The sequence below is a fragment of the Roseibium sp. HPY-6 genome, from assembly GCF_040530035.1.
Taxonomy (GTDB): domain Bacteria; phylum Pseudomonadota; class Alphaproteobacteria; order Rhizobiales; family Stappiaceae; genus Roseibium.
Genome location: NZ_JBEWCD010000002.1, coordinates 1,726,104 through 1,751,569, shown reverse-complemented (window position 1 = coordinate 1,751,569; position 25,466 = coordinate 1,726,104). Strand labels below are relative to the sequence as shown.

Genomic DNA, 25,466 nt, shown 5'->3' with positions numbered 1-25,466 from the left:
AACGCCTCCAAAGATGATATCTATTCACTCGTGTTACTATATAACATTTTCTAATTAGGCAACCGGGATGTTCGATTGGAGAAAATGCGCCATGCCGACCCCTCACATGGACCTGTAACGAAAAGGTCAACGCGAACGAAAACCTGAACTCACGCCCGCACCGCGTGCTCACAGAAGCCAGAACCGGTGCGGCCTGAAATGCCCTACGGGTGGAACGCGATGAAAGCGACCCATGTGAGCGGCTTGCTGCCGCGAGTGCGCTGATTTGAGTGGGATTGGAAGAGCGAAGCCAGACCTTGTCCGGCGCAGGCAATGCAAATTTTCCTGCGGGCACGGCAGGTCATCAGCGTCTTAAGAGCCTGACGGCATCTGAATGTCGCGCACTTTTGGGTAGGCTGCCTTGAAGACCTGATAGGTTTCATCGAAAGGCCCCACGAGTTCTGTCTGCGGTTCGATTGTTTCAACGATATCCGGCTTCAGCAGGACGCGTTCCGGGTGCAAACCCGTGTGTGCAATTCTGGCAAGCCGTGCGGCACCAAGTGCAGCGCCAAAGTCTCCATCCTGCGGCCGTTCAAGGCTGACATTCAGGACCGTCGCGATCAACTTGAGCCAGTATGTCGAATTGGCACCGCCACCGATTGCTATCAATCGTTCGATCTTCGTGCCCGACTGAGAAAAGGTTTCAAGCGAGTCCCGCAACCCGAAGGCAACGCCTTCCAGCACTGCCCGCGTCAGATCGTTTTGCGCCGTATCCTTTCCCAGACCCGTGAAGCTGCCGCGAATGGCCGCATCGTTGTGAGGCGTTCGCTCGCCCGACAGATAGGGAAGAAACAGAACGCGCCCCGGAGGTTGGAGAGAGTTGCCCAAGGCGCCTGTCAGTTCTGCTGCGGTCTTGTCGGTGACCTGCGCGAGCCAGTTCAGGCTGTCTGTCGCCGACAGCATCACGCCCATCTGATACCACCGGTCAGGCACGGCGTGACAGAACGTGTGCAGGGCTGAGGCCGGAGCCGGATAGCACCCGTCCCTCGCGGCCAGAAGAACACCGGAGGTTCCAAGGGACAAGAACCCGTCTCCTTCGTTGAGCGCTCCGATCCCGCAGGCCGCCGCCGCATTGTCCCCTGCCCCGCCCGCGACGATGACCTGATCCGTGACACCCCAACGTGCGGCAAGGTCCGCGCGCAGCGTTCCGGCGGGCTGACAGCCCTCGACCAGCCGTGGCATCTGATCCACACGCATGTCTCCGGCTCTGAGCAAGTCCTGCGACCAATCACGCGCCGAAACGCTAAGCCAGGACGTTCCGGCACTATCCGACATGTCGGCGACATAGTCGCCGGTCAGGTGGTAGTTGAGATATGCTGCGGGCAACAGCACCTTGGCAACGCGCGCGAAATTCTCCGGCTCGTTGTTTTTCACCCAGAGCAGTTTTGGCGCGGTGAACCCTGGGAAAACAATGTTTCCTGAGAGTTCCCGAACACCTGGTGTCTCGTCCAGTTGCCGGGCCTCCATGTGAGCCCGGCTATCGTTCCACAAAATGCAGGGGCGTATCACCTCGCCCGATTCATCAAGCAGTGTCGCACCATGCATATGACCGGCGACGCTGATCGCATTCAGATCCGCAAATTCCGGATACCGTTCCCTGAGTTTCAAGGCTGCTTCATCAAGCGCTGCAACCCAATGGGACGGGTCCTGCTCACTCCAGCCGGAGTGTTTGTGCTCCGAATGATAAGACCGCTCGACAGATCCCAATACCTGACCGTCGCCGGAAACCAGTAGAGCACGCAGCCCTGACGTCCCAAGGTCGATGCCGAGGTAGCTCATGTTCTCATCCCTTTACCAGCGCCGGCATGGTAGTCCCTTGGTCGTTACTTCGCGAGGATGTGCGGAAAAAGATCTTCGTATGTCGACCAGATAACTTCTGCGCCGTTGCGGCGCAGGAGGTCACCGTGTTCCGTTTCAACATCGCTCACATGACTGCCACCCGTGAAGCCTGCACAGCGCATGCCGGCGGCCTTGGCAGCCCTTACACCGAAGGGAGAATCTTCAATCACCAGGCATGATTGAGGTCTGACGCCCAACTCGCGCGCGGCATGCAAAAACAGATCTGGCTCCGGCTTACCTCGCGCAACCTGCTGAGCGCTGAACACGTGCTGAAAGCGCTGCCTGAGTTTCATTGCATCCAGCGCAACACCGATGCGTTTCAGTGTTCCGCTCGACGCGATGCAGTATTTCAGACCTACCCGGTCAAGCCGTTCCAGAAAATGGGTCACCATGGGCATCGGCTTGAGATCGGCACGAAAGTGGTCAAACAGCGTGGTTTCCCAGAAAGACCCGAAATCCTGCCGGTCCTGCGTGCCGTTCGCCCGTACGTAGGCTTCTATCGTCTCCAATGATTTTCCAAGGAACATCTTGCGCGTGTCGTCGAGCGTCAAATCAATGCCGAAGGACTGAAGAGCCGTTCGCAAAGTCGCGAGGGAGATCACCTCGCTGTCTGCAATCACGCCGTCAAAATCGAAAATCACAAGTTCGATGTTTTCAAACAGGTCGGACATGGCGTGTTGGCTATGGTCGCAAGAGGTGGTCATGTAGGATCGATGAGGCTCCGGTTCACAGTGCTTGCCCTGCCGCGTTGAACTGGTGCAGCCGGTTATCGGGGATACGCAGTCCAACGGACTGACCAACAGGCGTTTCATCGTCACCGCTTACACGCGCGACGATTTCAGTGCCACCAGCCATGTTCAGGTAAAGGAGGCTCTCGCCGCCAAGCTGTTCCTTGACCTTCACGACGGCATCGAACTGCCCGTCGCCACTGGCCAGAATTTCAAGATGCTCCGGCCGGCATCCGATGAAGGCGGCTTCGGATACGAAGGGCACACCATGAACGTCTTTGCTTGGGGCAAACACATTCATGGCCGGCGAGCCAATGAATTCCGCCACGAAGCGTGACGTTGGCTTGTGATAAAGCTCAAGCGGCGAGCCGACCTGCTCGACCCGGCCGCCATTCAAGACGACGATCTTGTCCGCCATCGTCATCGCTTCCACCTGATCGTGCGTCACATAGATCATCGTGGCTTCCAGCTGCTTGTGCAGCCCCTCAAGCTCGACCCGCATCTGGACACGCAGCTTGGCGTCGAGGTTTGAAAGGGGTTCGTCAAACAGAAAGACCTTGGGGTTCTTGACGATCGCACGGCCGATCGCCACACGCTGACGCTGACCGCCGGAAAGCTGACCGGGCTTGCGATCAAGATAGTCCTCAAGCTGGAGGATTCGGGCTGCTTCGGCAATCCGTTCCTTGCGGAGCTCAGCCGAAAAGCCATTCACCTTCATGCCGAAATCCATATTGTCCCGCACGCTCATATGCGGGTAGAGGGCATATGACTGGAACACCATGGAGAGGTCCCGATCGGCGGGTTCAGCCGATGTGACATCGCGCCCGTCAATCTCGATCTGCCCCGAGTCGGCACCTTCCAGGCCGGCAAGCGTGCGAAGCAGTGTCGACTTTCCGCATCCGGACGGTCCGACGAAGACCACAAATTCTCCGTCGATGATGTCCAGGCTTACGTCGAACAGCGCCTGCACGTCTCCGTAGAACTTGTTGAGTCCCTTTATTTTGATGCCCGCCATCGCATTGACTCCCTGCAAGCGCGTATCCGCATGCTTGTAACGTTTGTATCGTGATACTTACAAATGTATTGACAATCAAGCTGAAAACTACTTTTGTAACAGAGCGGATACAAATGTTGCCCTCGCAACCTTGATCTGGGAGGAGATCGATCAAATGAAAATCCTGAAGAATTTGCTCGGCACCGTCGCCATAACCGGCATTCTTGCCACCGGCGCGATGGCCGATAACCATGGCTGGAGCCTGAAGAAGGCAGCCGAGCCCTATGCGGGCACCACCATTGACGTCGTGTTTCTGCTGCGTCCCGGCTACGAGGCCATCGAAGCGATGCTGCCTGCCTTCGAAGAAGAAACCGGGATCAAGGTCAATATCATCAAGCACCCATATGAAAATGCCCTTGGCGAACAGGTTCGCGACTTCGTGGCAGGTGGCGACCTTGATATTGCACTGATTGACCTTGTCTGGATCGGCAACTTTGCTGAAAATGACTGGATCATCCCGCTTTCAGACGTTCAGGCGAAGTTCCCAGACATCGTCGACCCTGACCTTGATATCGATGACTTTTTCCCGCTGGTCCTGAATGCGTTCGGCGGCTGGAACGATACCCTCTACGGCTTGCCGTTCGACAACTACTCCGGCCTGATGTTCTACAATCGCTGCATTCTGGAGGAAGCCGGCTTCGACGGCCCGCCCGAGACCTGGCAACAGTTGAAGGACGAATATGGCCCGGCGCTGACCAAGGATGGCAAATACGCCTTTGCACTTCAGTCGAAGCGGAACGAAACCCAGTCTGCGGACAGTTTCGCACGCATGCTCTGGCCCTTTGGCGGGTCGTTCCTCGACGCTGATTTTAAGTCCAACCTGAACAGCGAAGAGAGCCAGAATGGTCTGAAATTCCGTCAGGACCTGATGCAGTACATGCCGGACGGCATCGTGGCCTATGACCATGCTGAAACCGTCAACGCGTTCAGCCAGGGCGACGTGGCGATGATAACCGAATGGTCGGCTTTCTATTCCTCGGTTGTCTCACCCGACACATCCAAGGTGGCGGATTGTGTGGAGATCGCGCCGGAACCGACCGGACCTGCAGGACGTAAACCGGCTCTCGGCGGGTTCTCTCTTGCCGTGGCGGCCCAGGCCGATGAAGCGGAACAGGCTGCAGCTTATCTCTTCATCCAATGGGCGACTTCCAAGGCGAATGCGCGCGAATATCTGGAGCGCGGCGGCGTTCCGGCGCGGCAATCGGTCTACAAGGAAGACGGCCTCGAAGACTACAAATTCGTGCCGGCGCTGGTCGAAAGCTGGCAGGAAGGCGTGCCGGAGTTCCGTCCACGCTTTGCCGAGTGGCCCGAAATCACCGAAATCGTGCAGGAATGGGGCACGAAAATGATGCTCGGTGAAGTCACGACCGAAGAGGGTGCGCAAGAGATCGGCACCCGCATGGAAGAAGTGCTGGAAGCCGCCGGCTACTACTCCGGCGAAAAACCACTGGCACAATAATCCACCCCAGTTAGCCAATGCCGGGGGCGTCTCGCGCCCCCGGTCCGCCCTCAAAGGGCCTCCGGGAGGACAACCATGCGCGGCCAGGTCCCACGCAGAACCATATTTGCTTTCATCGGCCCCGCCGTCATCGGTCTGGCCATGGTGGGTATCGCGCCGTTGCTTTACGCGGTTTGGACCTCGCTGCACTTTTACAATCTCACGAAGCTCAAGCGTGTCGAATTCATCGGCGCTGACAACTACCTCACGGTGCTGACCGATGAGGTGTTCTGGCAGGCGATGGGCCGCACCTTCTTTTTGCTCGGCACCGCTCTGCCCCTTCAGATAGCACTTGGTCTGGGAATTGCTCTGGTTCTGCACCAGCCGGGCCTGACCCTTGTGAAAACGCTGGCGCGGCTCAGCCTGGTCCTGCCGATGGCAACCACCTATGCGGTTGTCGGGCTCCTGGGCCAGGTGATGTTCAACCAGAAATTCGGGGTCGTGAACCAGATACTCGGCGGTGTCGACATCAACTGGATCGGCGACCCGAACAACGCCTTTGCCATGATCATCTTCTGGGACGTCTGGCAGTGGACACCCTTCGTGGCGCTTGTCCTCCTCGCCGGCCTGACGATGGTGCCGGGTGAAGTGGAAGAGGCGGCACGGCTTGAGACAAAATCGACCTGGACAATCCTGCGATATGTGCAACTGCCCTTCCTGCTGCCAGGCCTGGTCGCTGTCCTGATCCTTCGGACGGCCGATACCCTGAAACTGTTCGATATGGTTTTCACGCTGACCCGAGGCGGACCTGGATCTTCAACCGAGTTTATCTCGTTGATGATCCAGCGGGTCGGTTTCCGGGGGTTCGACCAGGGCCTGGCCTCGGCGCAGGCGATCATCCTGCTGATCATCACCATCGTGCTGGCGCAGATCTACATCCGTGTCTTCTACAAGGAGGTTTGAGCCATGACATCCCCGCGTTCGTTCTGGTCCCAAATCGCCCTGCTGGCATTGATCATTCTTGTCTGTGTCTTTCCGTTTTACTGGATGGTGACGACCTCGCTGAAAACGCAGATCGTTGCGCTTGAAGCGCCGCCGGTCTGGCTCTTCGAGCCCACGCTGGACAATTACCGCGAAGCGCTGTTCGAAGATGGCGTGCTCAGGACACTCATCAATTCGATCATCATCGCGATCTGTACGACGGCGCTGGCCCTGCTGCTCGGCGTTCCCGCTGCCTTTGCTCTTGCCCGCTTTGAGTTTCGCGGCAAGAAAGACCTGTGGTTCTGGTTCATCACCAACCGCATGGTGTCGCCCATCGTACTCGCCCTGCCCTTCTTCCTCATTGCGCGTAACCTGGGACTTCTGGATAAGCACATTACGCTGATCCTGATCTATCTGACGTTCAACCTGCCGATCGTCATCTGGATCGTCACGGATCAGTTCCGTGGGATCCCCTATGATCTGGACGAGGCCGCACGCCTGGAGGGCGCATCGCAGTTCACCATCATGCGCAAGATCTGCCTACCGCTCGCCATGCCCGGTGTGGCTGTCTCGGCGATCTTCTCTTTCATCTTTTCCTGGAACGAGCTGATGTTCGGCCTGATCCTGACCCGGAACGAAGCCAAGACGGCGCCTGCGATGGCCGTTTCCTTCATGGAGGGGTACAACCTGCCCTACGGCAAGATCATGGCAACCTCGACGCTGATCGTGATTCCGGTGCTGATCTTTGCTCTCATCGCGTCCAAGCAGCTTGTACGCGGCCTTACCATGGGAGCGGTCAAGTGATTTGCCTTCGCCCTGTACTTCATCATGGCACGTCGCTAGACAGTGCCCGCTGAAAGGAAGGGCCATGTCACGCTACATCAAACTTGACCAGATCGACACGGAAGAACAACTTCTGGTGCGCCTTGCCTGGGCCTGCGAGGTCGAAGGGATGACGCAGTCGGATGCGGCCGAGCGGTTCGGTGTCACCCGTTTGCGTGTCAACAAGGCGCTGAGCGAGGCAAAGCGGCGCGGCATCCTGCGCGTCAGCGTCGATTCCGTTTTTGCGGCTGCCGCCCAACTGGAATGGGAATTGGAGCGGGAATTCCGATTGATGCGCGCCATTGTCGTGCCTTCGCCCCAAGACAGTACCTCGGTCACACCACTTGTCGCTGCAGGGCTCGGCGCTCATCTGAGCGATTTGCTGCAAAGCCCGGACGTAACCAAATTCGGCATGTCCTGGGGCAACACTCTGAACCTGGCGACCCGTCACATGCAGCCGCTGGACCGCCCCGATCTGGAGATCGTCTCGATCATGGGCGGCGTTACACGCGGTTCGGACGTCAACGGATACGAGATCACGACCCGTCTGGCGGATCTTTGCAACGCAGAACACAGTTTTTTCACGGCGCCGCTGTTTGCCGGCAGTCCGGAAAGCCAGGAACTCTTCATGCAGCAGGGCGTCATCCGGGAGATGCTGGAAAAGATCCGGCTGTGCGATGCCATCGCGCTCGCCACCGGCGACCTGCAAAGTTCGCTTCTGGTACGCGACGCATTGCCGGACGGTATTGATCCGGCTGAACTGATCGCTCTTGGCGGCGTCGGCGACATTACCGGACACATTCTGAACGCGGAAGGCGATCTCGTGGACCACCCGGTGAACCGGTGCGTGATCGGCTTGTCGCTGGACGAGATGACGGCAATCAAGAACGTGGTCCTGGCGGCAGGCGGAGCGCACAAGGTTCCGGTTATAACCGCCGCGATCAAGCGCGGATTTGTCGACACACTGGTGACCGACGAGAACACGGCAAAAGCCCTTCTGGAAAGGGCCTGATGCAACGATGAGGAGGCGATGATGGCCAAGGCGCTGGTTCTGGAAGAAAAGAACAAACTCGCGCTACGTGACATCGAACTGAACGATGCGCTTGGACCTGATGATGTGCGTATAGCCATCGATACGGTCGGCGTCTGCGGCAGTGACGTGCACTATTATACGCATGGCAAAATCGGTCCGTTCGTCGTCAAAGATCCAATGGTGCTTGGCCATGAGGCCGCCGGCGTCATATCTGAAATCGGTCAGAACGTCTCTCATCTGAGTGTCGGCGACCGGGTCGTTATGGAACCGGGGATTCCAAAGATGGATTCCAAAGCCTCGAAGCTTGGTGTCTACAATGTTGATCCCGACGTCCAGTTCTGGGCGACACCGCCGGTGCACGGGTGCCTCACCCCTTCGGTTGTCCATCCTGCCGCCTTTACCTATCGCATCCCGGATCACGTGAGCTTTGCCGAAGGTGCGATGGTTGAACCATTTGCCATTGGCATGCAGGCGGCGGCGCGCGCCAAAATCAAACCTGGCGATGTCGCTTTCGTAACAGGCGCGGGGCCTATCGGCATCATGGTGGCGCTGGCTGCGCTTGCGGGCGGCTGCGCCAAGGTCTTCATCTCCGATCTCGTCGAAGAGAAGCTTTCGGTGGCGACACGGTACGACAATATCGAGCCTATTCTGATCGGTCGAGACGATCCTGCCGGGGTTCTGCGCAGCGAAACCGAGGGCTGGGGCGCTGATGTGGTTTTCGAATGCGCTGGTGCGGCAACATCCATCAAATCAGCGCTCGAGGTCGTGGCACCCGCCGGCTGCGTCGTTTGGGTTGGCATGCCGGTCGATCCGGTGCCGGTGGATATCGTGCTGGCCCAATCCAAGGAGATCCGCATGGAAACCGTATTCCGTTATGCCAACATGTATGACCGGGCAATCGCGCTCCTTTCTTCCGGTAAGGTTGATCTTAAACCGCTGATTTCCGAAACCTTTTCATTCGACGACAGCATCAAGGCCTTTGATCGTGCAGTCGAAGCCCGCCCAACGGACGTGAAGATCCAGATCAGGCTGGACGGGTCATGAGCGGGCGTGCCGACAAGCTCCTCGAAGAGCTTCACCCCGGGCTTTCCGATGAGGTTCTTGCGCAGCTCAAACCTCTTGCTGAAGCGCTGGCCGGAGCGCGGCGTATCCTTTGCCACGGCGTCGGCCGGGAGGGGCTCATGATGAAGGCGCTCGCCATGCGCCTTTATCACCTTGGCTGCGATGCGCATGTCGTCGGGGACATGACCGCGCCGCCGGTCGCGGCTGGGGACGTTCTGTTCGTGAGCGCTGGCCCCGGCGAATTCTCCACCATCGCTGCCCTTGCCGGCATTGCCAAGGACAGCGGGGCGACGGTTATCTGCATCACCGCCGAACCCGGCGGCCGGGTGCCGGGCCAGGCGGATCTGACCATTCACCTCCCAGCACAAACGATGGCCTCCGACGCGCAAGCCACATCGATCCTCCCCATGGGGTCGCTCTATGAAGCACTCATGTTCCTGTTCTTCGAGCTTCTGGTTCTGGATCTGCGGGACTTCATGTCGGTCGCCCCCGAAACCATGCGTGCCAACCATACGAACCTGGAGTAGACCATGTCCTGGGAGACACGCTTCAGCCTTGCAGGAAAAACCGCGCTGATCACGGGAGCATCGTCCGGCATCGGCGCGGAGATCGCCAGGGTTTTTGCCCAGGCAGGTGCCGATATTGCGGGCCATGGCCGTGATGCTCCGCGCCTTGCCGCGCTCGGGGAAGAGGTAGAATCGGAAGGTCGCCGCTTTGTCGCGATTACAGGCGATCTGGGGGATACTCAGCAAACGGAAAGTGTTGCCATTCAGGCGCTGGCTGCCTTTGAGAAAATTGACATTCTGGTCAATTCCGCCGGAGTTGCTCTGACTGGACCTGTTATCGACTACGACCTCGCCGACTGGCAACGAACAATGGCGATCAACCTGACGGCTCCCTTTATCCTTTCCAAAGCGCTGCTGCCGGGCATGATGGAACGCCAAGAGGGCAAGATCATCAATATCTCGTCCCAGACCGGTGTCATTGCCCTCAAGGACCATGCGGCCTACGCGACTTCCAAGGGCGGCATGAACGCGCTGACCAAATCGCTGATGACGGAAGCAGCGCCTTACAACGTGCAGGTCAATGCCATCTGTCCGACAGTGGTTCTCACCGAAATGGGCAAGGAGCTGTGGTCGGCACCGGAAAAGAAAGATCCGTTCATCGACCGGACGCCTCTGGGGCGCTTTGGCGAGCCGGTGGAAATCGCCGACATGGCGCTCTACCTGGCCTCCCCGGCTTCCGGTCTCGTCAATGGAGCGATCATGATGATTGAAGGCGGGTATTCGAGCATATGAAGGGATTTGGCGTTCATACGAGCATGTGGACCATGTCCTGGGACGCAGAAGGTGCAGCAAGAGCTATTGCTGCAGCCAAGGGCTCCGGCATGGACTTTATCGAGATTGCCTTGCTGGACCCGGCATCGACTGATGCCGCGCTTGGCCGCCGGCTGCTGGAGCAGGCCGATCTACCCGCAGTCTGCTCGCTTGGCCTGCCGGAACCGGTCTGGGCGTCCAAAAACCCCGAAGGCGCTGTGGACTTTCTAAAGCTGGCGATTGAAAAGGCAGCTGGCCTCGGCGCAGAAGCGTTATCCGGCGTGACCTATGGCGGCATTGGCGAGAGAAGCGGTGCACCGCCGACCGAGACCGAGCTGAGCAACGTTGCCCGTGCGCTCGAAGAGGCTGCCAGGTGCGCCAAGGCCGCGGGGCTTTTGTTCGGGATCGAACCGGTCAACCGCTACGAGACCCACTTGATCAACACCGCCGCGCAGGGCGTTGCCATGATCGAGCGGATCGGCGCGGAAAACATGTTCCTGCACCTTGATACCTATCACATGAATATCGAGGAAAAGGGCGCCGGGAACGGCATTTTGCATGGGCGCGAACATCTTCGATACATCCATCTGTCGGAATCGGATCGCGGCACGCCCGGCGAAGGTACGTGCGACTGGGACGAGATCTTCGCGACGCTGTCGGCGATTGGTTTCAAGGGCGGTTTGGCCATGGAGAGCTTCATCAACATGCCTCCGGAGATTGCGTTCGGCCTGTCGGTCTGGCGTCCGGTCGCCGAAAGTGCAGATCATGTCATCGATCAAGGCCTGCCGTTTTTGCGTGGAAAAGCCCGGCAATATGGTTTGATAGAGTGAGGACGGAAAGATGGCCGACTTGACTGGCAAGGTTGTCGCAATCACGGGAGCCGCTTCAGGCATCGGACTTGCCTGCGCCAAGGCGTGCATCGAGGCTGGCGCGCGGGCGGTCCTGGTGGACCGCGACGAGAGTGCTCTGACCCAGGTCTGCAATGACCTGGGAGAAAACGCCGTTCCGGTGGTGACGGATCTTCTGGACAAGGACAGCGTGGCCCGGATGCTGCCGCAGATCCTTGAGAAGGCCGGGCGCCTGGACGCCTTTCATGCCAATGCGGGTGCTTATATCGGCGGGGATGTTCTGGAAGGTGATCCCGATGCCTGGGACCGGGTCTTGGACCTCAATATCAATGCGGCCTTCCGCTCAGTGCAGGCCGTGTTGCCGCATCTGGCGAAACAGAGCTCCGGCGACGTGATATTGACCAGTTCCGTCGCGGGCGTGATCCCGGTTGTTTGGGAGCCGATCTATACGGCGTCCAAACACGCAGTGCAGGCGTTTACCCATACCGTACGCCGTCAAATGTCGAAACATGGCGTGCGGGTTGGCGCAATCCTTCCCGGCCCCGTGGTAACAGCGCTTTTGGACGATTGGCCGAAGGCGAAGATGGAGCAAGCTCTTGCTGAAGGCAGTCTCATGCAGCCCAAGGAAGTTGCCGACTGTGTTGTCTTCATGCTGACCCGTCCGGCGAATGTCACCATCCGCGATCTTGTCCTCCTGCCGAATGCGGTCGACCTATGAGCGCGTTCATCGGCGTAGATGTCGGCACGGGCAGCGCGCGAGCGGGCGTATTCGACGCCGCAGGAACTCTGCTGGCGAGCCATGCCCGCGATATCCGGATGTGGCGAGACGGCGATATTGCAGAACAATCGTCTGATGATATCTGGCAGGCAGTTTGCACATGCGTGAAAACGGCTGTGACGGAGGCAGGCATTCCTCCTGAGGACGTCGCCGGTATCGGCTTTGACGCGGCCTGCTCCATGGTGGTTCTGGACCGGCAGATGCGCCCCCTCTCCATCAGTTCTTCCGGCGCGGTCGAGCGGAACGTGATCGTCTGGATGGACCATCGCGCCAAGGATCAGGCAGACCGCATCAATGCGCAGGGCCATGAGGTACTGGACTATGTCGGCGGCCGGATTTCTCCGGAAATGCAAACACCAAAGCTCCTGTGGCTCAAGGAGAACCTGCCGGATGCGTTTGCGCGAGCCGGTCAGTTTTTTGACCTTCCGGACTTTCTGACTTGGGCCGCGACCGGCTCCCTGATCCGTTCCGCCTGCACGGTCACCTGCAAATGGACCTATCTTGCCCACGAAAACCGCTGGGACGGGTCCTATTTCCAGAAGATCGGTTTGCCGGAGCTTGCCGATGAGAGTTATGCCCGCATCGGCCAGACAATCGTTGCCCCCGGCACGGCCCTGGACAGCGGCTTAAGTGCCGAGGCTGCCGAGCAAATGGGATTGCCGGCTGGCACTCCGGTCGGCGCGGGCCTGATCGACGCTCATGCCGGCGGTATCGGAACTGTCGGCGCAGATCCGGAAGCCGGACCTGAAGCAACGATGGCCTATGTCTTCGGGACGTCCGCCTGCACGATGGCCAGTTCCGCTGGACCGCACAAGGTGCCGGGTGTCTGGGGGCCTTACTATTCGGCCATGGTGCCCGGCCTCTGGCTCTCAGAGGGCGGGCAATCCGCAGCCGGAGAAGCGGTTGCCCATCTGATCAGATCCCACCCAGCACATGCAGAGGCTTCCCAACTGGCACAAAGTGACGGTCTCTCACTCCAGGACTATCTGCTGCACGAGGTGACACAGCGCGCGCCAAATGCCAGCGATGCCATTGAAATTGCCGGGCATCGTTTGATCGTCCCCGATTTTCTCGGCAACCGTGCCCCATTCGCTGACCCAAGCGCCACGGCGGTGGTTTCCGGACTGACACTTTCAAACGATGTCGACGATCTGATCAGGACCTATGTCGCAGGTGTTTTCGGCATCGGGTATGGGCTGCGCCAGATCATGATGGCGCAAGCCGAGCATGGAGTTGCCCCGAGTTCCATCGTGATTAGCGGGGGTGCGGGACGCAGCCCGGTTATCAAGCAAATGCTGGCGGACGCCAGCGGCTTTCCGGTCCTGGCGCCGAAGTCTCCCGAACCGGTCCTGCTGGGCGCGGCGATGCTGGGAGCTGTTGCATCGGGATCTTTTGCCGACTTGAAGATAGCCATGCGGGACATGTCGTCTGTCGAGCGGAAATTCGTACCATCTGACCACGCCGCTGTGGCCCACAGCGCCCGCTTCAAAGCATTTCTGCTGCTTCAGAAGGCGGAACACGATCTGCGGGCTGAACTGAATTTCTGAATATGTGAACTGGCAGCAGACAGCCGCTATTTCCTGGCGGCTCGAACGCCACATGCCAGCTATCCGACCTATGGCAACAATGGAGAATACGCAGCCAGCCCGGCTCCTGATTTGGTCTGGAATACTCTGGCCCACCCAAAGTGCATGTGGGTGGCACTCCAACCGTGAACAGAGCGAACTTTTGAACGCGAACAATCAAAGGGTGGCGGCCAGCAACAATAGTAAAAAATTGCGATTCCATAGTTTTTAATTAGAATAAATAAAAACTGGAATCATTCTAATACTATAAATACGTAGTAGTGTGTATTGATTTTATTTTAATCCCGGCCTTCAATTTAATCGAAAGAGGAGCATGGAATTCGTTTTGAATGCCGAGGGAGACGCATCACGATGGCTTGTCGTAGCACTGAAGATACAATTTCTTCGAATGTGAGCCGAAAGACCTGTAATGGCGATTGCGCGAACTGCGGTGCCGTTGAATCCATGCTCAATCAGCTTGAAATCTCACTTGAAGAAGGCCTTGCCAGCACGCTGCAGCAGCAACCGCCAAAACAGACCGGGCCGCAAACCGTCGGTTCGTAGACTTTCGGTGCGACTATAACCAAACGCTGCTTTTGGCGTTATTGGAAAAGTCCGAAGCGTTGACCGCTCGGCGAAGGCGTCATCCTCTTTTGGTGTGCTGACACCGACTCTTCCAAACTTGCCAAAGCTTACCGCACCAGATCATACGCATATAGATGGTCGGGATAGTCATACCCTTCGAACATGACGTCGTGTCGGTAAGACATGCCGACCTTGCTAAGGACGTGCAGGGAACGAGAATTGTGCGGGTCGACAATCGCGACGATGCGATCCGATTGTTTTCCAAGCAGCGGTTTTTCAATAAGTGCTGTCACCGCTTCTGTCGCGTATCCCTGCCCCCACGCGTTTCTCGCCAGCCGGAAACCGATCTCCACGTCGTCCGGCTGCACGCGCTCAGGGTCGCTCCCGAGACTGATGTATCCGACAATTTGCCGGTCCTGTTTTCTTTCAATTGCAAAGACGTGCGGTAGCTCATGCTTGTTGCCGCTGCCCAAGGCGGCTTGAAACCAGGCAACCTGCTGTCCCTCGGTGAGCACCCCTTGGTCGCTGAATTGCATGACGTCTGCATTGCCAAGTATGGCGTTCACGGACGGCCAGTCGCCCACCTTCCAGGGTCTTAGTTTCAGCCTGCTGGTTTCAATCACCGGTCTCGTGGTTCCTTTCATCGAAGCGAAAGGGAACGCTCGTGCTCGGTAACGTTCTCCCGCGGTGATGGCAAAGCCCCGACAGTGCCGGTCGGGCGAAACCCTGCTTTTTCATAGAGCTTGATTGCGGCGTGATTGCTGTCGGCAACATCAAGAAACACCTGTTCGAAACCGGCGGCAGACGCCCAGTCTATCACTCTTTGAACGAGGAGACTGCCGGCCCCCCGCCCTCGCGCCTCCGGGGCCACCCACATCCCAAAGAGACCGGCAACACCGTCCCGGTCTCTCCTTGCTGCACCGGTCACCGAGCCGACATCCTTATCACCCAGCACGGCAATAAAGGTCTGTGCACCCGAAGTCAGACGCCGCCGCCAGTTCTTTTCGAGAAACGCTTCCTCGTCAGCATATGTGCTTGCAAAGGCATTGGGCGTGTCGCGCAAGGCACGAAGCCGAACCGCTTGATATCTCTGCCACTGATCTTCGACGAGTAACTCAATTCTCATGTCGCTGCCTGTCTCGTTCTTGTGATTGAAAAGATCGTATTACCAACACCGAGCATTTTGTAGAGCACAGCGACGGGAAGACGTTGGTCTGAACCGGAAGAGATGGACATAAGGCGGCACTTTTAGGTAATGTTATAAAGTAACAGCATAAATGCGATGCCTGATCGGCAATTGCAAGACGCCGTGACCGATATTTACTGCCGAAAACACCGCAGCCGGGATCCTACGATGCGGCGCGCGTGTTCCAGCCACCAAAACCTGAGAGACGTCCCATGCGGCCCATACGCACCTATGACGATTGGAAACACTGCATTACCGACATTTGCAAAGTGCCGCTTACAGCTGACTATGTCGCCGCGCGGTTAAAGGAGCTCCGCGACACACAGAACTTTGATACAAAGAAGTTTGTTGGAAGTTGGGGCGAACAGCATCGACAACAGGTTGTCGCCTGGTTTGAACAGGCGGAGATTGAACTGTCTCAAGGCGCGCCAGCCAAAGGCCAAATCCAGGACTAAACCTCGTCCAAAACCATTCGGTGCATGTAAGGAAAACCTGCATTCAGACCGCTTCCATTCGGAGCACAAATGACGTTGGAAGTCCTTCGCTCAAGGTCTCTTGCCGCGTCGGAGGTCGATATCGCACAGAGCAAGCCGATTGCGTCAAGCGAACCCAAAACGATCGCTTCTGCGCGATGTGTGAATACCTGTGGGTGAGGTGTGTCGCTGTGCTTCCAAGATACGTCTGATTTGTGTGAGCCGGACCGGATCGCCGGAGTATCTTCTATCGCGTAGACGACGTCATCTCAAATGGACCGGCCGAATGAGATACATTCTTTACTCCTATCCCGACTGTGCAAGCCATGTTGTGCGTATGGTTCTTGAAGAGCTGGGCGCAACCTACCGGGATGAAATCGTCCCCATGCATGAGGGCGCGCACAGAAGCGATGAATTTCTCCGCCTGAACCCTCGCGGAATAGTCCCCGTCCTTGCGGACGAGAATTCAGGGGCTGTTCTTTCGGAAACAGGAGCCATTCTGAACTATCTTGCAGACCAGAATGGCCAGCTTGCTCCTGAGCCAAAAGAGGCGCAGTCAAGGGCCGTGTTTCTTCAAACCCTGTTCTTCTTGTCGAATACGCTACATTCAGACGCGCAACTTCAGTACTACACGGAAAGATATGTGGGGCACGATCTGGCAGAAATTGTCAGACCAAAAATCCATGACCGTATGCGTTCTCACTTGAAAATGCTGGACGCGGCAATTGGTCAAAATGGTGGACCCTGGCTGCTTGGTTCTGGTCTCAGTGTGTGCGACTTTTACCTCGCTGGCTGTGTTCGTTGGGCATTGATCGCACCCCGTCATGCCCCTCTCGAGGCCGAGGTTCTGACGCAGCTCCCCTTTCTGACCAAGCTGTTGGAACAGTTAGAAGCTCGCGACAGTGTGCATCGCGCATTTGATGCTGAAGACACGCCTCGTTCGGCCTATTTCCGAGCACCAATCCGGTCAAACTGGACCCGCGATGCGAGTGGTTTGCCGTGGCGTGTTTTATGAAAGGAAAGTGCCCGCGTTAGCAGAGTGTCTGCAAGACGTAAGCCGGGGTCTTGCTGTCACGCTTCCGATCGGAAAATCATCTACTGAAAGTGAGAAGAAGGTTGTTCGCGGGCATCGCATCGACGGCGATGGGAGCAAATCCGGCCGCAATGGCCATGTCGGAAACGGCTTCCAACGATTTGTAACCGATCGCAGGATCGCGTGATCGCAAGGAGGTATCGAACGCGCGGTCACCTTCTGAGGCATACGCAGCGCCGCGTAGGAAAGGTCCATAAACGATCATCCTCCCGCCCTCGCTCAAAGCTCCGTGCGCCTCTTCGAAGAGACGCGAAACAAACGGTTTCGGGACAAGGTGAAGCAGATTGATTGTCAGAACAGCCTCAGCAAACCCGCGCGCAACCGGCCATGGGGCCGATACGTCAATCGCCAAAGGTTCGGCAAGGTTCTTCAATCCGCTCTCGCGCTGCCACGCGACGATACTTTCCCTTTGGCCCGGGTCAACGTCCGACGGTGACCAACTCAATTCTGGAAACGCCTGAGCAAACGCGGCGGCGTGTTGTCCTGTGCCACTCGCCACTTCCAGAACGCGTCCTTTTGAAGGTAAGCGGACCCGTAACGCCTCTATCAAAGGACCAACGTTTCGCAGTGCTGCTGGTGCGGTTCGTCGCCCGTCTGCGGCTTGGTTTGCTGTTTGAACAATGTGTCGAGCCATTGGAAAAAGATGCCAGTCCGTAACCGTCGCGTCCAGACGGCAAAGTGTCTGATTGTTTTGGTTATTTGCATTTCAGTATCGCTAGAGTGAGGGCCACCTGCTTCGCGCCCGATACCAAAGCGCGGACGGCCAGTCTCTGGCTCTCGCATTTGCCTCCGGTGAGCTGGATCTCGCTTTCAATCTGCCCGTGGAATCCCTTTCCATGTTCGATGGCGCCCGCGGTGAGGCAGTCAAATCGTTTCCGGTTGCCTACCAGTACATGATGTGGATGAATACGCGTCATCCGGCACTTGAAGATGTGCGTGTGCGCAAGGCGATCGATCCGGCAGTCAACCGGGACGATCTGGTCGCGGCAGCCCGCGCCGGAAAACCGGCAATCGGCGCATTTGCAACCAGCTATCCCTTCGCAGCGAGCGGCCCGCTCACACAGGATCTGGAAGCTGCCAATGCATTGCTTGACGAAGCAGGCTGGGTAAAAGGCGACGATGGTGTGCGCTCCAAGGACGGTAAACGCCTCGAGCTTGTGCTTTGGGCCTATCCACAACGCCCGGACCTTGTCACCTTTCAACCGGTTGTCCGGGCAGCCCTCGCTGAACTCGGCGTCAGCGTAACCACACAGGTTACGGAAAGCCCCAGCCAGGTGGCTGGCCGAAACCGTTCTGACGATCCCCACTTTTGTGCTTGCGCTGGTGCTGGCCGCCTTGTTCGGTGCCGGATTGATGGCGATTGCAGCCGCTCTGATCGTGGTCACCTGGGCACCCTATGCCTTGAGCCTCGCCGCGCTCTTTGATCGGTTGCGGGCGGAACAATACTGGCAGGCCAGCCTCGCGATGGGGTCCGGATTGCCGGGTGCGCTTCACAGACACCTGCTTCCGAACACGCTGCCCGTGCTCGGCGCGCTTGCCGGTGCCGATGCCGGCCGGGCCGTCATCCTTGTTGCGTCACTTGGGTTTCTTGGATTGTCCGCCGACACGGGGCATCCGGAGTGGGGAGCGATGATCCATGAGTACCGAATGTTTCTGTTCTCCGAGCCACGGCTCATTCTTGCGCCGGTCTTCGCGACAACCGTCTTGGCTTTCCTCTTGAATCGGGTTCTCGATAGGAACGCAGATGTTTGAAGGGACAAAGGCAAAATCATGAAGACATTTCCGCCTGAGCGTATTGTCTGCCTCACGGAAGAGACTGTCGAGACGATCTACCTGCTTGGCGAAGAAGACCGGATCGTTGGCGTCTCGGGCTATTCGGTGCGGCCGTCGCGCGTTCGGCGTGAAAAGCCAAGGGTTTCGGCGTTCACGTCAGCTGATATCCCAAAGATCCTCGCTCTTGAGCCTGACCTCGTTCTGACCTTTTCCGATTTGCAGGCCGACATCGCAGCCGAACTGATCCGCGCAGGGATTGCTGTCGTCGCCTACAATCAGCGCGACATTGCCGGCATCCTCGCCATGATCCGGCATCTTGGCGCAACCATTGGCCAGGCAACAAAAGCCGAAGCGCTGGCCAGCCAGTATGAAGAGCGGTTGGCAGAGGTCGCGGCAAATGCTGAAGGCCAGCCGCGCCCGGTTGTCTATTTCGAAGAATGGGATGATCCGATGATTTCAGGCATCAAGTGGGTGTCTGAACTGATTGAGGTTGCCGGCGGCCGCGAAACTTTTCCGAAACAGGCAAAAAGCGGTGCTGCACGCGACCGGATTGTTTCGTCGGACGAGGTCATCGCCGCCGCGCCGGAGGTCATCATCGCATCCTGGTGCGGCAAGAAAGTGCGCCCTGAGAAGATTGCAGCGCGCCCGGGCTGGGACACAATACCCGCGGTTCGTGACGGCCATATTGTCGAGATCAAATCGCCCCTTATCTTACAACCCGGCCCCGCGGCCTTGACGGATGGGCTTGATGCCATTCTTGCAGCGCTAAATCACGATCAGAAGGTCTAAACATGAGCATGGTCAGCCCCTGTGTCGGCACCTGCAAACTCGATGAGGCAACCGGGTATTGCATAGGCTGTGCCAGAACCGGAGACGAGATCGCTCTTTGGGGCGGTGAAACAGATGCCTGGCGCGCTGACATCTGGGACGCACTCCCTGAACGCTTTGATAGGCTTGGCGTCGCCTGCCGACGTTTGCCCTGGGACACCGACGAGATACGCGCTTTCGTCGTAAGAAGCCTTCAGGAGAACCAGGGAACCTGGGTCGCAGGTGTTGTCGGTGCGGTCGGTGAGTTCACCGCGGCTCCGGGCAACAGCGTCGATGTCGGCCTTGAGGCAGATATCATCGTCGCGACCACGCCGGGAGCAAGGCTCAGGTTTCACATCAATGATGATGTGCACGCCGTGACGTTTGATCCCAAGAAGACCCCAACCAGGGACATGCGGGTGATGCTTGCCGTCAAACGGGAACGCGGGCGCCCAGAGGTTGCTCAAGTGCTCTCTCCGCTGGGACGAGACCACGCCGCGATTGCAGCCACGGACCGGGACGCGCCCCTGTTCGATCTTGGTCTTGGACGCAAAGAAGCACGCTTTTGCGTTCGTGCCGGACCCGGGCCGTTACACGATGCGCTTGCGCGTACAGCCGGGACAGCCTTTCCAGCCAACCTGCCGAAGATCGGACCAATCTTGCTCGAAGCGAGCCCGGCCCGGGTGATTGAAACGGCCTTCGGCCGCATCGAAGTCCTGACCCCGATCCCTGCTCCAACCGGAAAGTCCCCTCTCGGACCTCACACACATCTTTTGCCGGACCATCTTGCCTCGGGACGCGCAACACCGGCCGGCATGGACCTCCCCCGCGCCTATCTTCCAGGTGCGATCTTTTATCCGGCAGCGTGACGTTTCGAAGGAACTAAACCAGCCTGGGAACCAAGGCCGTAAAGAGCACCGAACGTCGCGAACGCGAGCGCATTCGTCCAGCCGATCTGCCAAATGACCGGCAGAGAAAACGCAGATGGATGCGACGGCAGCAGCCAGCTCGCCGCGTAAACCACAGCCTGTTGCGCAAAGAGTGCGGCGGCAAACACAATCAATGCACCGGCTAGAAAAAAGTGCCTTGCCAGCTGCCTTTGGCCAACCAGCGCCGCCATCACGGCAGCAACAGCCGAAAGACCGAGCACTGCGCCCCCAGCGAGCGTTGTCAAATCTGTCGGATAACCGAGAAAGCCAAAGCCGATGACCTGATTGACCAACCAGCCGAAGATGGCCGTGACAAGTGCTTCTCTCGGGGGAAGAACAAGCGCAGCAAGCGCGCCGATTGCGGCAAAGGGCATCGCGCAGGCCAGCGCGAAACTGAACAGCACGGCAGCAGCGACGAGAGCGACCGGCCAAAGGATTGCCGTCGATCTTTGCTGGACAGTCATCACTTCTCACTCCTCTTGCGGGTTTAGCGTACCATATCCGCCAAATCGGTTTCGAGGGGAGTTGCGATAGATTTCGGCTGTCAAACGCTCGACAACGACCGACGCCACTAAAGACAAGCCGAGTTCCAAGGGACGATCGAAGAATGGCTTGATGGAGCCAAACGGGCTCAAACACACATCTGATATGGCTCGAGTTTGACAAGACGCATCCAAAGTTCGTTAGAATTCCCCCAGATGCCCGGTACTGGAACGTGTCTGGGCAACTTATTGGCGTCACTCGACGAACAGGTCGATCGCGCTCAGCACAACCTTTTTCATCAGCCGCATTTGCCGTGGCTGACCGGAGCCACGATGCGCCTGCTTTTTCTGACCGTTGCCCTCTTTCTTCTTTCCTACTCGGCTTTGGCTGGTCCTGAGGACAAGATCGCGGCCGCCGCCCCTTCGGGAATTGTGCTCCTTTTGGATCCGGAGGGTAACGAACTTGTGGCGCAAAACGCTGACCGAAGCTTCGTCCCGGCATCTGTCGCCAAGATCGTGACTGCCTGGCTGGCGCTCGAGGTTCTGGGGAGCGATTACCGGTTTGAAACACGCTTTTACCTGGACAGTGACAGGGTGTTGTATGTACGCGGTGGCGGCGACCCCTTTCTTGTCTCCGAGGAGCTTGAACAGCTTGCGTCTGACCTTGTCGCTGTGACGGGCAAAGAGCCGTTTGCCGATCTCGTGCTTGATGCGAGTTATTTCCCTGCAGATCTTCGCATTCCCGGCATCGAAGACACCAACAAGGCGTATGATGCCCTCAACTCGGCACTCGCAGTGAACTTCAATACAATTCATGCAGTGCGGAAGGGAAACTCGGTCCGCTCCGCAGAAAAACAAACACCAATCACTCCGCTGGCAGTGAGCCAATTCCGTGCGCGTGGACCCAATGGCCGCGGCCGCATCAATCTTGCCGTAGACGACCCTGCCGTCGGTGTGCGCTATGCCGGGGAACTTCTTTCCGCCTTTGTCGAACGTGCCGGTGGAAGGGTCGAAGGCGAAATTTCGATCGGATCTGTCCCTAGGCATCTGAAGCCGGTTCATGTGCACCAGCAGTCGCGCCCGTTATCCGAGATCCTTAAACTGATGCTGCTGGGGTCGAACAATTACATCGCAAACCAGATTTTTCTGGAAATTGGCGCGCACCGTCTTGGCGGTCCCGTCAGTCTTGAGAAGACATTCCAAGTCGCGGAAGAAATTCTCGACGCGCATGGCATCAAGGAGGCTATCAAGCTCAAAGAAGGCTCAGGCATCAGCCCCGAAAACCAATTCACGACATACGGCTTGGCCAAAGTGCTCCAACAGTTTGCTCCCTATGCTGAGCTTCTCCCCAAGACCCGGGGCGGTTCCCGCTATAAGACGGGCACGATCCCGGGTGAACGCGCGCTCGCCGGATATGCGAAAACCACGAAACACGGCCTGGTGCCGTTCGTTATCTCGCTCGGCGGAAACACGGGAAAAACCCGCTTCAGGCTGCTCCGGACGATCGAGAAGGGTTTTTAGCAAGTGGCTGGTTGCCGAAAGTATCCACTTAGGGCCGGGCATCGGTGCGCGAACTCGAGCATTTTCCAGAATACTTGCCGGTGGGATAGTTCCTGATCGCTGGCACACAAAATCTGCGCATTTTCCACACCAGACCGTCAGTTTACACTTCGATCCCGTCTTCTCTTTGTGCCCCTTGTCGGGCGTTTTCTGCTTAACTGCCTGTTTCCGAAAGCAGCCGTTTGTCGCGATCCAAGCATATGTTGGAGATGCGGACTTTGCTGCCGTTCGTTGATTACCGACGAACGTCAGCTTCGAGAAAAAGCTGCTCAAACCATCTAGAGTTTTGGCAACTCCTAGTTTCAAACTTGCCGACATACTCATTGCGAAAGAAATGGCAGGACGTGCACAAGCCAATCATCCGGCGCATCCTGCGGAATCCAATGTGAAGCATTTTGAACCCGCACCAACGTTGCATCAGGTATTTCGGAAGCGAGCTTTTCACCGTCTGCGATGGACTGCCATGGATCATCTTCACCCCAAACCAAAAGCGTCTTGGCTTTGATCTGTTGATGACGCCCGATCAGCATGGTCGTGTGATTGGTATTCAGACTCGAGGCGTTGCGGATAAGGCTGACCTTGCCTTCATCCGTCGTGTAGGGCGCAACGATGCCGTTCACGAACTCTGGCGTGAGCTGATCCTTGCGTGACAAGCCATCATCGAACCCCCCGACCAAAAAGTCTCTAATCTCATCGTTTGATTTCTTGGCCCACCCAGGGTGGCCCACCTGAATCATGTCGTCAATGGGCCAACTGTCGTACGCGACGATGTTCGACAAGACGAGCTGGTCAACCCGGTCCGCATTCTCGACACCCATAATCAACGCGACCCCGCCACCGGTATCGTGTCCAATCAAGGTGGCTTTAGAGACGGACAGCGCATCCATGAAGGCCGATATCATGTCTCTCTGTGCGAGAAGTGATCTATCAAGACCGTCCCGCTTGTCAGATGATCCGTGTCCGATGAAATCTGGCGCAATCACCCGGTAGCTTTCGGAGAGCCGGTCAATGACCTGGTGATAGAGGAAAGACCATGTTGGAATCCCATGCATCAGAATCAGCGGGTCACCGGACCCTACATCTGTGTAAGCGATGTCGATAGGGGCTGGTGCAAGGCCGTCCAGTGCGATGTGTTTTTGACGCGCTATGAAGTACTGATGTTTCATGTCTTGTCCTTCCTGAAAAAATTTTGATTATGCTGGTGTCGCGAGCTTGAGGCTCACCACGCCAAGAATGATGAAAGTGACGCCGAGTATCTTGGGGACCGACATCGCCTCTCCGAAGATCAGAATGCCCAAGACGACAGAACCGAGCGTGCCAACCCCCACCCAGATGGGATAGCCGATCCCGATGGGGAGCGTCTTAAGTGCAAGTGTCAGAAAGCCGATCCCGCCAATGACGCCGACCACAGTTGCCAAACTTGGCCAGAACACTGTGAAGCCCTTGGACGCCTTCATCGACAGGACGAAGGCGACCTCAAGCAGAGCGGCAAGGCCGAGATAGACCCAAGCCATCAGCTGTCCATCGCGACAGTTACGTCGATTTCAACGCGGCTCCCCGCAGGCATCAGGTGCGTGACGCCAATGGCAGTCCAGGCGTGTTGATCGTCCGGCATGCGCTTGCGTTTCTCTTCGAGAATTTTCAGCGCTTGCGTCTCCATCAGTTTATCGAGGTGATAGCTCCGCATCTGCACGACATTTGCCCACTCGGCACCCGCGTCTGCGAGAATGCGGTCCAAATGCCGGAACACATTTTCCACCTGCCGATCATCATCTTCGGGTAACGTGCCGTCGTCCTCGAAGCCAACCTGACCGGTCACGAACAAAAAGCCATTGGCCTTGGCTCCCAGAGACAGGTGATATGGCTCAAACGTCTTGAATGTGGGTTGAGTGTTGAACGTTTCTATCTTCATGGCTTTTGCTTGTTTTGTGCCTACTTGGTCATAAAATAGTCAGCAGTCCGCTTTGTTGGTCACTGCCTCGCCTTTTAGTTTCGGATTTGGGCGCAGAAGCCGGCGAAGATCGCTGATGCAGCGACCCGCGCTTCCGGCAACTGGCAAAGCGCCATTGCACCATCACCAAGCGTCAGCATTTGCTGGGCGAGTTCGCGGTCGCTGAGGGCGCTTGAAACATCCCCCTCCAGCCGCGCGGCCTTGAACTGTGCTTCCAGAAGACTGATGATTTGCTGGTTGGTGCGATTGATCGCGGCCAGAACCTTGGTATCAGTCGCAAGTGTGCGATCTGACGACGTTGTGACCAGAAAACAGCCCCGGCAGGTGTCTCGCGTAAGATCACGCAGCCACATATCGAAAACGCCACGGATGCCCTCTACCCCGCGATCTGCGTTCGTTAGGATCGACCGAATTTCACTAAGCTTGGTTTCTCCATATCGCTGGATGGATGCAAGAAAGAGCTCCTGCTTCCCGCCAAACGCATAACGCATGCTTTGCCGGTGGAGTCCGGTGGCTGCCTCAAGCTGCGGCAAGCTCGTGCCTTTGAATCCGTTCTCAAAGAAAACGGGAACGATAGCGTCTATTGCAGCGTCCGTATCGAAGCTGCGCGGACGTCCAGGAGTGAGTGGTTTATCGTTCATGTCGAGTATTTATGTCCAATCAGACACAATTTCAATATCACCAATAGCTTTTCGTCTTACTTCACCCTAGCTACAGCTACCTAAGCGACCATAGCCGCCATTCATCTCGGCAAAAGCAACGGCCATTTTGGGCTCAAAGCAGGCTTTCGCTGCGGCTCAAACGAATGACAACACTGCGCGCTCAATCTAGACGTTTGACTGCAACCCGACAGGTTCCAAAAGCAGCCGTTCGTTGCATAGACTACGAAGTTTAAAAGAGGGCGGAATCCGGTCATTCGCTGCAGGTGCGATGATCCCCAGTCAGCCACGCAATAGCAGCAATTTACTGAGAGCTTGGGCTCACATTTCAGCGCCTGACCTTGTCGTAGGTTTGAGCCCAATCGGTCATCGCAAAGACTCCTGGGGACTAGAGCGACCGAAAATTGGATGGCCTTCAATTGGCTGCGGACGGTTGTCGTGTAGCGTTGCCGCCGCTCGGCAATT

The 25,466-nt window shown here is 57.4% G+C and carries 29 protein-coding genes; 18 read left to right on the top strand and 11 right to left on the bottom strand.

Annotated features, from left to right (window positions below; translation table 11 throughout):
- Positions 1 to 351: 351 nt before the first annotated feature.
- Genes xylB through ABVF61_RS19335 form a run of 3 tightly spaced genes read right to left on the bottom strand, consistent with a single transcriptional unit; the run spans position 352 to position 3,621 of the window.
- Entirely contained in the window at positions 352 to 1,818 is a 1,467-nt protein-coding gene (gene xylB, locus ABVF61_RS19345; protein WP_353995163.1) for a xylulokinase, read from the bottom strand.
- Between the two features lie 44 nt (positions 1,819 to 1,862).
- Entirely contained in the window at positions 1,863 to 2,582 is a 720-nt protein-coding gene (locus ABVF61_RS19340; RefSeq protein ID WP_353995162.1) for an HAD family hydrolase, read from the bottom strand.
- Between the two features lie 22 nt (positions 2,583 to 2,604).
- Positions 2,605 to 3,621, bottom strand: a complete 1,017-nt coding sequence (locus ABVF61_RS19335; protein WP_353995161.1) for an ABC transporter ATP-binding protein — start codon at positions 3,619 to 3,621, stop codon at positions 2,605 to 2,607.
- A gap of 154 nt (positions 3,622 to 3,775) precedes the next feature.
- Between ABVF61_RS19335 and ABVF61_RS19330 the strand changes: the two genes are divergently transcribed.
- The 11 genes from ABVF61_RS19330 (at position 3,776) to ABVF61_RS19280 (ending at position 14,067) form a co-directional block, all read left to right on the top strand.
- A complete protein-coding gene (locus ABVF61_RS19330) occupies positions 3,776 to 5,119 on the top strand; it encodes an ABC transporter substrate-binding protein (protein WP_353995160.1) in 1,344 nt (447 codons plus the stop codon).
- 75 nt (positions 5,120 to 5,194) lie between these two features.
- Positions 5,195 to 6,061 carry a carbohydrate ABC transporter permease gene (locus ABVF61_RS19325; protein WP_353995159.1) on the top strand — a complete coding sequence of 289 codons (867 nt, stop codon included), beginning with the start codon at positions 5,195 to 5,197 and terminating at the stop codon, positions 6,059 to 6,061.
- Positions 6,062 to 6,064: 3 nt separating this feature from the next.
- Complete coding sequence (locus ABVF61_RS19320) at positions 6,065 to 6,883, top strand: carbohydrate ABC transporter permease (protein WP_353995158.1); 819 nt, start codon at positions 6,065 to 6,067, stop codon at positions 6,881 to 6,883.
- A 64-nt stretch (positions 6,884 to 6,947) separates the two neighbouring features.
- Positions 6,948 to 7,913 (top strand): sugar-binding transcriptional regulator, encoded by a 966-nt coding sequence (locus tag ABVF61_RS19315; protein ID WP_353995157.1) that lies wholly within the window; start codon positions 6,948 to 6,950, stop codon positions 7,911 to 7,913.
- A gap of 21 nt (positions 7,914 to 7,934) precedes the next feature.
- Positions 7,935 to 8,978, top strand: a complete 1,044-nt coding sequence (locus ABVF61_RS19310) for an NAD(P)-dependent alcohol dehydrogenase (RefSeq protein WP_353995156.1) — start codon at positions 7,935 to 7,937, stop codon at positions 8,976 to 8,978.
- Positions 8,975 to 9,523, top strand: coding sequence for an SIS domain-containing protein (locus ABVF61_RS19305; protein WP_353995155.1), 549 nt, complete (start codon positions 8,975 to 8,977; stop codon positions 9,521 to 9,523). Before ABVF61_RS19310 ends, ABVF61_RS19305 begins: the two co-directional genes overlap by 4 nt.
- Before the next feature lie 3 nt (positions 9,524 to 9,526).
- Positions 9,527 to 10,294 (top strand): SDR family NAD(P)-dependent oxidoreductase, encoded by a 768-nt coding sequence (locus ABVF61_RS19300; protein ID WP_353995154.1) that lies wholly within the window; start codon positions 9,527 to 9,529, stop codon positions 10,292 to 10,294.
- Positions 10,291 to 11,142 carry a sugar phosphate isomerase/epimerase family protein gene (locus ABVF61_RS19295; protein WP_353995153.1) on the top strand — a complete coding sequence of 284 codons (852 nt, stop codon included), beginning with the start codon at positions 10,291 to 10,293 and terminating at the stop codon, positions 11,140 to 11,142. Before ABVF61_RS19300 ends, ABVF61_RS19295 begins: the two co-directional genes overlap by 4 nt.
- Before the next feature lie 10 nt (positions 11,143 to 11,152).
- Positions 11,153 to 11,878, top strand: a complete 726-nt coding sequence (locus ABVF61_RS19290; protein ID WP_353995152.1) for an SDR family oxidoreductase — start codon at positions 11,153 to 11,155, stop codon at positions 11,876 to 11,878.
- On the top strand, positions 11,875 to 13,485 hold the full coding sequence (locus ABVF61_RS19285) for an FGGY-family carbohydrate kinase (RefSeq protein WP_353995151.1): 1,611 nt from the start codon (positions 11,875 to 11,877) through the stop codon (positions 13,483 to 13,485). The genes ABVF61_RS19290 and ABVF61_RS19285 overlap by 4 nt, the downstream gene beginning before the upstream one ends.
- A 390-nt stretch (positions 13,486 to 13,875) precedes the next feature.
- Positions 13,876 to 14,067: a hypothetical protein gene (locus tag ABVF61_RS19280; RefSeq protein ID WP_353995150.1), complete on the top strand. Its 192-nt coding sequence runs from the start codon at positions 13,876 to 13,878 to the stop codon at positions 14,065 to 14,067.
- A 128-nt stretch (positions 14,068 to 14,195) separates the two neighbouring features.
- Here the strand turns inward: ABVF61_RS19280 and ABVF61_RS19275 are convergent, their stop codons facing one another.
- Positions 14,196 to 14,711, bottom strand: a complete 516-nt coding sequence (locus ABVF61_RS19275) for a GNAT family N-acetyltransferase (RefSeq protein ID WP_353995149.1) — start codon at positions 14,709 to 14,711, stop codon at positions 14,196 to 14,198.
- A gap of 17 nt (positions 14,712 to 14,728) precedes the next feature.
- Positions 14,729 to 15,214, bottom strand: coding sequence for a GNAT family N-acetyltransferase (locus tag ABVF61_RS19270; RefSeq protein WP_353995148.1), 486 nt, complete (start codon positions 15,212 to 15,214; stop codon positions 14,729 to 14,731).
- Between the two features lie 272 nt (positions 15,215 to 15,486).
- On the opposite strand from ABVF61_RS19270, the gene ABVF61_RS19265 reads away from it, so the two are divergent.
- Both ABVF61_RS19265 and ABVF61_RS19260 read left to right on the top strand, forming a co-directional pair.
- Positions 15,487 to 15,729 carry a hypothetical protein gene (locus ABVF61_RS19265; RefSeq protein WP_353995147.1) on the top strand — a complete coding sequence of 81 codons (243 nt, stop codon included), beginning with the start codon at positions 15,487 to 15,489 and terminating at the stop codon, positions 15,727 to 15,729.
- A 304-nt stretch (positions 15,730 to 16,033) separates the two neighbouring features.
- A complete protein-coding gene (locus ABVF61_RS19260) occupies positions 16,034 to 16,762 on the top strand; it encodes a glutathione S-transferase family protein (protein ID WP_353995146.1) in 729 nt (242 codons plus the stop codon).
- Between the two features lie 76 nt (positions 16,763 to 16,838).
- On the opposite strand, the gene ABVF61_RS19255 is transcribed toward ABVF61_RS19260, so the two are convergent.
- Positions 16,839 to 17,474, bottom strand: coding sequence for a DUF938 domain-containing protein (locus tag ABVF61_RS19255; RefSeq protein ID WP_353995145.1), 636 nt, complete (start codon positions 17,472 to 17,474; stop codon positions 16,839 to 16,841).
- A 97-nt stretch (positions 17,475 to 17,571) separates the two neighbouring features.
- Here ABVF61_RS19255 and ABVF61_RS19250 point away from each other — a divergent pair, with 97 nt between their 5' ends.
- The 4 genes from ABVF61_RS19250 to ABVF61_RS19235 are packed head-to-tail and all read left to right on the top strand — an operon-like array spanning position 17,572 to position 20,289.
- Positions 17,572 to 18,264 (top strand): ABC transporter substrate-binding protein, encoded by a 693-nt coding sequence (locus tag ABVF61_RS19250; RefSeq protein ID WP_353996461.1) that lies wholly within the window; start codon positions 17,572 to 17,574, stop codon positions 18,262 to 18,264.
- Entirely contained in the window at positions 18,152 to 18,592 is a 441-nt protein-coding gene (locus ABVF61_RS19245) for an ABC transporter permease subunit (RefSeq protein ID WP_353995144.1), read from the top strand. The genes ABVF61_RS19250 and ABVF61_RS19245 overlap by 113 nt, the downstream gene beginning before the upstream one ends.
- A gap of 18 nt (positions 18,593 to 18,610) precedes the next feature.
- Positions 18,611 to 19,402, top strand: a complete 792-nt coding sequence (locus tag ABVF61_RS19240; protein WP_353995143.1) for a cobalamin-binding protein — start codon at positions 18,611 to 18,613, stop codon at positions 19,400 to 19,402.
- Between the two features lie 2 nt (positions 19,403 to 19,404).
- On the top strand, positions 19,405 to 20,289 hold the full coding sequence (locus ABVF61_RS19235; RefSeq protein ID WP_353995142.1) for a DUF1289 domain-containing protein: 885 nt from the start codon (positions 19,405 to 19,407) through the stop codon (positions 20,287 to 20,289).
- Here the strand turns inward: ABVF61_RS19235 and ABVF61_RS19230 are convergent.
- Positions 20,274 to 20,813 (bottom strand): hypothetical protein, encoded by a 540-nt coding sequence (locus ABVF61_RS19230; protein WP_353995141.1) that lies wholly within the window; start codon positions 20,811 to 20,813, stop codon positions 20,274 to 20,276. The genes ABVF61_RS19235 and ABVF61_RS19230 overlap by 16 nt on opposite strands.
- Positions 20,814 to 21,164: 351 nt before the next feature.
- On the opposite strand from ABVF61_RS19230, the gene ABVF61_RS19225 reads away from it, so the two are divergent.
- The gene (locus ABVF61_RS19225; protein WP_353995140.1) at positions 21,165 to 22,352 is read left to right on the top strand and encodes a D-alanyl-D-alanine carboxypeptidase/D-alanyl-D-alanine-endopeptidase; all 1,188 of its coding nucleotides are present in this window, start codon (positions 21,165 to 21,167) and stop codon (positions 22,350 to 22,352) included.
- A 359-nt stretch (positions 22,353 to 22,711) separates the two neighbouring features.
- On the opposite strand, the gene ABVF61_RS19220 is transcribed toward ABVF61_RS19225, so the two are convergent.
- From ABVF61_RS19220 to ABVF61_RS19205, 4 genes are all read right to left on the bottom strand, one after another.
- Positions 22,712 to 23,557, bottom strand: coding sequence for an alpha/beta fold hydrolase (locus tag ABVF61_RS19220; RefSeq protein WP_353995139.1), 846 nt, complete (start codon positions 23,555 to 23,557; stop codon positions 22,712 to 22,714).
- A 27-nt stretch (positions 23,558 to 23,584) separates the two neighbouring features.
- Complete coding sequence (locus tag ABVF61_RS19215) at positions 23,585 to 23,905, bottom strand: DMT family transporter (RefSeq protein WP_353995138.1); 321 nt, start codon at positions 23,903 to 23,905, stop codon at positions 23,585 to 23,587.
- The gene (locus ABVF61_RS19210; RefSeq protein WP_353995137.1) at positions 23,905 to 24,303 is read right to left on the bottom strand and encodes a Rid family hydrolase; all 399 of its coding nucleotides are present in this window, start codon (positions 24,301 to 24,303) and stop codon (positions 23,905 to 23,907) included. Before ABVF61_RS19210 ends, ABVF61_RS19215 begins: the two co-directional genes overlap by 1 nt.
- Before the next feature lie 74 nt (positions 24,304 to 24,377).
- Positions 24,378 to 24,983: a TetR/AcrR family transcriptional regulator gene (locus tag ABVF61_RS19205; protein ID WP_353995136.1), complete on the bottom strand. Its 606-nt coding sequence runs from the start codon at positions 24,981 to 24,983 to the stop codon at positions 24,378 to 24,380.
- Positions 24,984 to 25,466 lie beyond the last annotated feature (483 nt).